This window comes from Streptomyces cahuitamycinicus (genome assembly GCF_002891435.1).
Classification (GTDB): Bacteria; Actinomycetota; Actinomycetes; order Streptomycetales; family Streptomycetaceae; genus Streptomyces; species Streptomyces cahuitamycinicus.
This window is the reverse complement of sequence record NZ_POUC01000364.1, coordinates 1-8199: the sequence shown is the minus strand read 5'-3', so window position 1 is coordinate 8199 and position 8199 is coordinate 1. Positions and strand designations below refer to the sequence as shown.

Sequence of the window (8199 nt, the reverse complement as noted above, 5' to 3'; positions counted from 1 at the left end):
ACCCCGACCACACCCCGTAATCTGTCCTGCATGGCAGAGCCAGCCGTGAAGATCCCGGACGCGAAGGTCGCGCTGTCGACGGCCTCGGTCTACCCGGAGTCGACGGCCACGGCCTTCGAGATCGCCGCGCGCCTCGGCTACGACGGAGTCGAGGTCATGGTCTGGACCGACCCGGTCAGCCAGGACATCGAGGCCCTGCGCAGACTCAGCGACTACCACCGGATCCCGATCCTGGCCGTGCACGCCCCCTGCCTGCTCATCACGCAGCGCGTCTGGTCCACGGACCCGTGGACCAAACTCCAGCGGGCCCGCGCGGCGGCCGAGAAGCTCGACGCGAGCACCGTCGTCGTCCACCCCCCGTTCCGCTGGCAGCGCCAGTACGCCCGGGACTTCGTCACCGGCATCTGGCGCATGGCGAACGAGACGGACGTACGGTTCGCCGTCGAGAACATGTACCCCTGGCGCTACCGCGACCGCGAGATGCTCGCCTACGCCCCCGACTGGGACGTCACGAAGGACGACTACCGGCACTTCACGATCGATCTCAGCCACACCGCGACGGCCCGCTCCGACGCGCTGGACATGGTCGACCGCATGGGGGACCGTCTCGGCCACGTGCACCTCGCCGACGGCCGGGGCTCCGCCAAGGACGAGCATCTGGTGCCCGGCCGCGGCACGCAGCCCTGCGCCGAGGTGCTGGAGCGGCTCGCCCTGACCGGCTTCGACGGGCACGTCGTCATCGAGGTCAACACCCGCCGCGCCATGTCGAGCGCGGAGCGCGAGGCCGATCTGGCGGAGGCCCTGGCCTTCACCCGCCTGCATCTGGCCTCGGCGGCGAAGGTGCCGCGGCGATGAACGGCGGGCCCCCGGCCGGCGGGCCCGGCACCACCGCCCGCCGCCGCGGCCGCCCCCCGCGCACGGAGTCGGCGGACACCCGCGACCGCATCCTGACCGCCGCCCGCGACGAGTTCTCCGAGCACGGCTACGAGAAGACCTCCGTCCGCGGCATCGCCAAGTCCGCCGGCGTGGACCCGGCTCTCGTGCACCACTACTTCGGCACCAAGGAGCAGGTCTTCGAGGCGGCGATCACCCAGTCCTTCGGGCCCGCCCTGCAGGCCCCGAAGGCCGTCGAGGAAGGCCCGCTCGACGGGGTGGGGGAGCGCCTGGCGCGCTTCTTCTTCGGAGTCTGGGAAAACCCGGCGACCCGCGCGCCCCTGCTCGCCGTCGTCCGGTCCGCCGTCACCAACGAGACAGCGGCCGCCGTCTTCCGGCGGATCATCGCCACCCAGGTGCTGCGCCGCATCGCCGTACGGCTGGAGCTGCCGGACGCCGAGCTGCGCGCCGAGCTCGCCGCCGCCCAGCTCGTCGGCACCGCGATCCTGCGGTACGTCATCAAGGTCGAGCCCCTGGCCTCGGCGGACCCTGAGCAGGTCATCGCGCGGCTGGCCCCGGTCGTCCAGGGACATCTGACCGATCCGTGAGGCGTACGCCCGCCGTCGTCCGAGACAGGCATCCCGCATTCCGGACTCCTTGTCCCGCCCACTGGATGACCGGCGTACGCTCGGTAGCAGTCAGAAATCCCGAATCCTCTGACGCCGCCAGTAGAAGGAGCGAGCGACGATGCCCGAGCTGAGGTCCCGCACAGTCACCCACGGCCGCAACATGGCGGGTGCACGCGCCCTGATGCGCGCCTCCGGTGTACCGGGTGCGGACATCGGCCGCAAGCCGATCATCGCGGTCGCCAACAGCTTCACCGAGTTCGTGCCCGGCCACACCCATCTGGCGCCCGTCGGCCGGATCGTCAGCGAGGCGGTCGTCGCGGCCGGCGGCATCCCGCGCGAGTTCAACACCATCGCCGTCGACGACGGCATCGCCATGGGCCACGGCGGCATGCTCTACTCCCTGCCCTCCCGCGACCTGATCGCGGACAGCGTGGAGTACATGGTCGAGGCGCACTGCGCCGACGCCCTCATCTGCATCTCCAACTGCGACAAGATCACCCCGGGCATGCTGAACGCCGCCCTGCGGCTGAACATCCCGACGGTCTTCGTCTCCGGCGGCCCCATGGAGTCCGGCCGCGCCACCCTGGTCGACGGCACGGTCCGTACCCTCGACCTGGTCGACGCGATCTCCGACGCCGTCAACGACAAGATCTCGGACGAGGACATCCTCCGCATCGAGGAGAACGCCTGTCCGACCTGCGGCTCCTGCTCCGGCATGTTCACCGCCAACTCGATGAACTGCCTGACCGAGGCCATCGGCCTCTCCCTCCCGGGCAACGGCTCGGTCCTGGCCACGCACACCGCCCGCAAGGCGCTGTACGAGGACGCCGCCCGCACGGTCATGGACATCACCCGCCGCTACTACGAGCAGGACGACGAGACGGTCCTGCCCCGCAGCGTGGCCTCCGTCGCCGCCTTCGAGAACGCCATGGCGCTCGACATCGCCATGGGCGGCTCGACCAACACGATCCTGCACCTGCTGGCCGCCGCCCAGGAGGCGGGCGTCCCCTTCGGCCTCGACGAGATCAACGCCGTCTCGCGCCGCGTGCCCTGCCTCGCCAAGGTCGCCCCGAACGTCGCCAAGGACCGCACGTACTACATGGAGGACGTGCACCGCGCCGGCGGCATCCCCGCCCTGCTCGGCGAGCTGCACCGGGCCGGCCTGCTCAACGAGGACGTGTACTCGGTGCACAGCCCGTCCCTCGCCGACTGGCTGAAGACCTGGGACGTGCGCGGCGGCTCCCCGTCCGCGAAGGCGGTCGACCTGTGGCACGCGGCCCCCGGCTGCGTCCGCTCCGCCGAGGCCTTCTCCCAGTCCGAGCGCTGGGAGGCCCTGGACGAGGACGCCGAGGGCGGCTGCATCCGCTCCGCCGAGCACGCCTACTCCAAGGACGGCGGCCTCGCCGTCCTCAAGGGCAACCTGGCCGTGGACGGCTGCGTCGTGAAGACGGCCGGTGTCGACGAGTCCATCTGGACCTTCGAGGGCCCGGCGGTCGTCTGCGAGTCGCAGGAGGAGGCCGTCCAGAAGATCCTCACCCAGCAGGTCAAGGACGGCGACGTCGTCGTCATCCGCTACGAGGGCCCCAAGGGCGGCCCCGGCATGCAGGAGATGCTCTACCCGACCTCGTACCTGAAGGGCCGCGGCCTCGGGAAGACCTGCGCGCTCGTCACGGACGGCCGCTTCTCCGGCGGCACCTCCGGCCTCTCCATCGGCCATGCCTCGCCCGAGGCGGCCGCGGGCGGCACCATCGCCCTGGTCGAGGACGGCGACCGGATCCGCATCGACATCCCGAACCGCTCCATCGAGCTGCTGGTGGACGACGCCGAGCTGGCCCGCCGCGACCAGGCGCTGAACGGCGTGTACGCCCCGAAGAACCGCGACCGCAAGGTCTCGGCGGCGCTGCGGGCCTATGCGGCGATGGCGACCAGCGCGGACAAGGGCGCGGTGCGGGACGTGTCGAAGCTGGGCTGATCCTTCTCGCACCGAGGGCCGTCTCCCCCCGCCGGGGGGGGCGGCCCTTGCGCATGCGTGCGGGCCGCCGGGTCGCGCGGGGGCCCTTGCGCATGGGTGCGGGCCATCAGGCCGCCGGGTCGCGTGGGGGCCCTTGTGCATGCCTGCCGGCTACCAGGCCGCCGGGTCGCGCCCGTTCACGGCGAAGACCGTCCCGTCCGGCGCGCTGGCGTAGACCCGGCCGCCGACGATCACGGGCTCGGGCAGCACGGCCGGAATCCGGTCCGACCGCTCGCCCAGCCGGGCAGACGTCTGCCCGGCCGGCTTCCCGCGCCGCGCGTCGACGGCGAGCAGCCGCCCGTCCGACGCGGTCACGTACACGTGCCGGTCACCGGCGACCGGCGTGGATCCCCGCATCATGCCCGTCTCCAGCTGCCAGAGCCGCTCACGTGCCTGAAGATCGACGGCCACCAACGATCCCCCCGTCCCCATGAGATAGGCCGTGTTCCCCCGCACGGCGCCATGGGCCTGCTGGAGTGGGAAGGCGAGGGGCACCCGCCGGGTCTCACCGGTCCCCGGGGTGTAGCGGACGACGGCCCGCGCATCGCCGTGCACCGCGTCCTGGGAGAGGAGGAACACCGATCCGTCCGTCGCGCCGAAGGGCTTCAGCGTCCCGTCGAGCCGGGTGTCCGACCGTACGTCACCCGTCTGCGGATCCACCACGGTGAGCCGGGTGCTCTGGCCGTCCCCCGACGCGCTGGTGGCGTACGCCAGCGGGTCACCGGTGAACGCGGCGATGTACGGCACGTCATGGCCGGGGATCCGGTGGCTCCACCGCGGGTCACCGGAGGCGCCGTCCACGCCGGTGACCTTCCCGTCGGCACCCGTGACCAGGAGCATGCCCCCGGCGGGCACGGCGCTGCCGGCCCCGGACATGTCCCGCTGCCAGCGCACTCCGCCCGAGGCCGGGTCGAGAGCCTCCAGGTGACGCCCCCGGTCCGCCGAGGGCTGCACGAGTCCACCCGCCAGCACCGGCGGTTCCTTCCGGGTCCCCTTGCCGACGGGGTGCCGCCACAGCAGGCGCCCGTCGGACGGATCCAGGGCGAAGACCAGCCCGGGCGTGGCACAGAGCAGCCGTCCGGCCCCGTGGGAGCACAGGGGTGCGCTGTCCTCGCCCGCCGGTGTCGTCTGCCACCCGCTGAACGCGGCTGACGTGGTCCGCGGGGAGGCGGGCTGCGGTGAGCCGCCGTCGCCGTCGAGCAAGGGGAGCGAGATCAGAGCACCGACGACGGCCAGGCCGAACGCCCCGGCTCCGAGGACCGCCCGACTGCCGAGCCGCCGTCCCCCGCCACGGACGGCCTTCACCGCGCGACCGGTTTCCACCGCACTGGTGGCTTCCACCGCACTGGCGGGCCTCCCGGCCGGCGGCCACGAACGTTCGGTGTCCCCGGTCCGCTGAGCCGGTATGAACGTCTGCGTGTCGTACGAAGCCGCGACGGATCGCAGCTCCCGCATCAACTCGTCGGGCGTCGGTCGCTCCTCGGGCTCCTTCGCGAGACACCGCAGCACCAGCGGCGCGACCTCGTCCGGCACACCGGTCAGGTCGGGCTCGTCGTGCACCACCTGATAGGCGACGATGTACGGGCTGTCGGAGTCGAACGGCCCTTGTCCCGTGGCGGCGTGCACCATCACCGACCCGAGCGCGAAGATGTCGGCGGCCGGACCCACCTCGCGCGGGCGCCGGAACTGCTCGGGCGCCATGAAGGGCGGGGTGCCGATCAACCTCCCGGTCTCGGTGCGCAGTTCGCTGTCCAGCGGCCGGGAGATACCGAAGTCGATGACCTTCGGCCCGTCGTCGGCGAGCAGGACGTTGCTCGGTTTCAGATCCCGGTGGACGACCCCGGCTCGATGGATGTCACGCAGCGCCTCGGCCAAGCCCGCCATCAGGCGCCGCAACTGGGCCGGATCCATGGGGCCGTTCCGCTTGACCTGTTCGGACAAGGTCGGCCCCGGAATGAACAGCGTGGCCATCCAGGGCCGTTCGCTGTCCGGGTCGGCGTCGACGACGGGTGCCGTGAAGGCACCGCTCACCCTCCGCGCCGCCGCCACCTCCTGCCGGAAACGGTCCCTGAAGTCGGGGTCCTTGGCGAACTGGGCGTGTACGACCTTCACCGCGAGCTTCATCCCGGAGGTGCTCCGGGCCAGATGCACGACCCCCATGCCGCCCGAGCCCAGACAGGACTCCAGACGGTAGTGACCGGCGTGTTCGGGAAGTTCCGCTTCCGCGCCCGCTCCGGCGTTCCGCTGTGGCGCCATGGGACCACCCCCGTGCTGTTCGTCCGCGCGCGCGACGCACGGAGCCTAGTCGAAGACCCGTACGGGACGGAGGCGGCTTGCCAGCCTCCACGTTCGAGTCGCGCACATGTGTTTCATGGTGTGATTCGGGGGAATCAACGGGACCCCATGGCAGTCATGGGAATCAACGGGGGAGAACTTCATGTCAGTCGACCATGTCGAGGAACTCGAAGGCAGAGGCGAGGGAGAGGCCGTCACCATGGCGGCGTCGGCCCTGCGCTCGTACGCAGTCGCCCCGGGCGTCCGCCTGAACGTCCGCAGCGGCCCCGGCACCGGTTACGCCGTCGTCCGCGTGCTGCCCGAGGGAGCCAGGGTCACCATCTTCTGCCAGCGGCCCGGCACCACGGTGTCGGGCCCGTACGGCAGCTCGAACATCTGGGACAACATCGACGACGGCGAGTACGTCTCGGACGCCTACGTGAAGACGGGCAGCGACGGCTACGTCCGCCCGCGCTGCTCCTGATCCGCCTCTCGCTGCGGTTAGGGGGCCTCTGACGGATCTCGGCCCCTAGCCCGCCCGGAGCCCGCGCCCGGCAAGGGTCATAATCGACCCGTGAGTGCAGACGGCAGCACCCCAGCCGCCCCCGCGGGCTCCAGGGCCGAGGCCCCCGGTCCACGCCCCGAGCCCCTGCGCTTCTTCGGCACGACCTGGCTGGAGCACGACAACGGCTACACCGGGCGCCGCATCGCCGTGGCCGTCGGTTCCCTGGCCGCCGCCGTCGCCTCCTGCCTCGTGCTCCGCCTCGCCTACCAAGGCCTCCAGATCGCCGCGATCGGCGGCTTCGTCACGGTCCTCATGGTCGCGATGTTCGCGATCTGCAGCGCGATGGCCTTCCGCCACACCTGGGGCGGCTACACCCGCCGCCCCGACCCGGAGCGCCAGGCCTCCCTGCGCGGCCTCCTGACCGTGGGCTTCGTCGGCTCCCTGCTCGCCTACTTCTTCCGCTCCCTCACCGAGGCCCCCGGCGAGAAGCTCCACCGCGAGGAGTACGAAGAAGCCCGCAAGCAGTACGAGAAGCGCACGACCCGCCGCTCGGGCAACCCGAGGAACCGCCGCCGCGCGTAGCCCGGCCGCCCACTCGGTCGCCTACTCCGCCGCCACGATGCGCTCGACCGCCGCCGTCACCAGCTGTTCGCGCTCCGCCTCGGTGAAGACGTCCGGCAGGGTGAGCTGCTCGACGATCAGCCAGTTCAGGGCCAGCATCAGCAGCTTGACGGCCAGGGCGTCGCCGGGGAGCCCGGAAGCTTCGTGGTAGGCGACGTTGGCCTCGACATCGGCGCGGACCCGCTCGGTGAGGACCTTGCGCAGTTCGGGGCGGCGGGTGGCCTCCAGGCGCAGTTCGAGCAGGGCGAGGTAGCCGGTGCGGAAAGCGGCGACGCGGCAGACGAGCTCCCGCATCAGCACCGCGTAGGTTTCCCGGTCCCGGCCCGCTGCCCGCTGGCGCGCGATCGTCGCCTCGTCGGGCTGGAGCCGTTCGTAGACACGGGCACCGGCCTGGGTGAGCAGGTCGTCCCGGCTGGCGAAGTAGTTCGAGGCGGTCCCGACCGGTACCGCGGCCTCGGCGTCCACCGCCCGGAACGTCAGACCCCGTGCGCCCTCCTCGGCCAGTACCTCGATCGCCGCATCGACGAGGGCGGCGCGCCGCTGATCGTTCCGTCTCACCATTGACACCACTCCAGCTGTAGTACTAACTTCAAACCACTTCAGAGACAGTACTACGTTCGGAGTGCCATATGCGCAAGCTCGTGTACTACATCGCGGTCACGCTCGACGGCCGCATCGCCGGCCCCACGGGCGAGTACGACTTCTTCCCCGCCGGCACCGAACAGCAGAGCGCCGCCTACAGCGCCTGGGCCAACACCCTGTACCCCGAGACCGTCCCGACCGCCTACCGTGCCGCCGCAGGCCTCGCCGACGTACCCAACCGGCACTTCGACACCGTCGTCATGGGCGCCGGCACCTACCGCGCCCCCCTCGACCACGGGGTCACCAGCCCCTACGCACACCTGCGCCAGTACGTGGTCTCCGGCACGCTCGGGCAGCACGACGCCGACCCGGCCGTCACCGTCGTTCCGGGCGACCCGCTCACCCTCGTCCGCGAACTGAAGCGGGAGGAGGACACCGGCCTGAACATCTGGCTCTGCGGCGGGGGCAAGCTCGCCGGAGCCCTCCTGCCCGAGGTCGACGAACTGGTCGTCAAGAACTACCCGGTGGTCGCCGGCGCCGGAACCCCGGCCTTCGACGGAACGTTCGACCCCACCGTCTTCGATGTCGCCGAGCGCACCGCCTTCCCCAACGACGTCACCCTCACGCGCCTCACCCGCCGCTAGAGCCCGCGTCGCACCGCACCGCCCGGCTTGATCTCACCGAACTCTCACCGCGCCCCATCC

The 8199-nt window shown here is 71.6% G+C and carries 8 protein-coding genes; 6 read left to right on the top strand and 2 right to left on the bottom strand.

Annotated features, from left to right (window positions below; genetic code table 11):
* Positions 1 to 30: 30 nt before the first annotated feature.
* The 3 genes from C1J00_RS33175 (at position 31) to ilvD (ending at position 3474) form a co-directional block, all read left to right on the top strand.
* Positions 31 to 855, top strand: coding sequence for a sugar phosphate isomerase/epimerase family protein (locus C1J00_RS33175; RefSeq protein WP_102912678.1), 825 nt, complete (start codon positions 31 to 33; stop codon positions 853 to 855).
* Positions 852 to 1481 carry a TetR/AcrR family transcriptional regulator gene (locus tag C1J00_RS33170; RefSeq protein WP_102912677.1) on the top strand — a complete coding sequence of 210 codons (630 nt, stop codon included), beginning with the start codon at positions 852 to 854 and terminating at the stop codon, positions 1479 to 1481. The genes C1J00_RS33175 and C1J00_RS33170 overlap by 4 nt, the downstream gene beginning before the upstream one ends.
* A 139-nt stretch (positions 1482 to 1620) precedes the next feature.
* The gene (gene ilvD, locus C1J00_RS33165; protein ID WP_102912676.1) at positions 1621 to 3474 is read left to right on the top strand and encodes a dihydroxy-acid dehydratase; all 1854 of its coding nucleotides are present in this window, start codon (positions 1621 to 1623) and stop codon (positions 3472 to 3474) included.
* 150 nt (positions 3475 to 3624) lie between these two features.
* Here ilvD and C1J00_RS33160 read toward each other — a convergent pair whose 3' ends face one another.
* The gene (locus tag C1J00_RS33160) at positions 3625 to 5769 is read right to left on the bottom strand and encodes a serine/threonine-protein kinase (RefSeq protein WP_102912675.1); all 2145 of its coding nucleotides are present in this window, start codon (positions 5767 to 5769) and stop codon (positions 3625 to 3627) included.
* 181 nt (positions 5770 to 5950) lie between these two features.
* Between C1J00_RS33160 and C1J00_RS33155 the strand changes: the two genes are divergently transcribed.
* Positions 5951 to 6271, top strand: a complete 321-nt coding sequence (locus tag C1J00_RS33155; RefSeq protein ID WP_102912674.1) for an SH3 domain-containing protein — start codon at positions 5951 to 5953, stop codon at positions 6269 to 6271.
* Positions 6272 to 6361: 90 nt separating this feature from the next.
* Entirely contained in the window at positions 6362 to 6874 is a 513-nt protein-coding gene (locus tag C1J00_RS33150) for a hypothetical protein (protein ID WP_102912673.1), read from the top strand.
* A 21-nt stretch (positions 6875 to 6895) separates the two neighbouring features.
* On the opposite strand, the gene C1J00_RS33145 is transcribed toward C1J00_RS33150, so the two are convergent.
* Positions 6896 to 7474 carry a TetR/AcrR family transcriptional regulator gene (locus C1J00_RS33145; RefSeq protein ID WP_102912672.1) on the bottom strand — a complete coding sequence of 193 codons (579 nt, stop codon included), beginning with the start codon at positions 7472 to 7474 and terminating at the stop codon, positions 6896 to 6898.
* Positions 7475 to 7542: 68 nt separating this feature from the next.
* Between C1J00_RS33145 and C1J00_RS33140 the strand changes: the two genes are divergently transcribed.
* Positions 7543 to 8139, top strand: a complete 597-nt coding sequence (locus C1J00_RS33140; RefSeq protein ID WP_102912671.1) for a dihydrofolate reductase family protein — start codon at positions 7543 to 7545, stop codon at positions 8137 to 8139.
* Positions 8140 to 8199: the final 60 nt, after the last annotated feature.

Excerpts from the sequence above, each read along its gene's own strand:
- C1J00_RS33175 (WP_102912678.1), top strand. The coding sequence starts at position 31 with ATGGCAGAGCCAGCCGTGAAGATCCCGGACGCGAAGGTCGCGCTGTCG.
- C1J00_RS33170 (WP_102912677.1), top strand. The coding sequence starts at position 852 with ATGAACGGCGGGCCCCCGGCCGGCGGGCCCGGCACCACCGCCCGCCGC.
- ilvD (WP_102912676.1), top strand. The coding sequence starts at position 1,621 with ATGCCCGAGCTGAGGTCCCGCACAGTCACCCACGGCCGCAACATGGCG.
- C1J00_RS33160 (WP_102912675.1), bottom strand. The coding sequence starts at position 5,769 with ATGGCGCCACAGCGGAACGCCGGAGCGGGCGCGGAAGCGGAACTTCCC.
- C1J00_RS33155 (WP_102912674.1), top strand. The coding sequence starts at position 5,951 with ATGTCAGTCGACCATGTCGAGGAACTCGAAGGCAGAGGCGAGGGAGAG.
- C1J00_RS33145 (WP_102912672.1), bottom strand. The coding sequence starts at position 7,474 with ATGGTGAGACGGAACGATCAGCGGCGCGCCGCCCTCGTCGATGCGGCG.
- C1J00_RS33140 (WP_102912671.1), top strand. The coding sequence starts at position 7,543 with ATGCGCAAGCTCGTGTACTACATCGCGGTCACGCTCGACGGCCGCATC.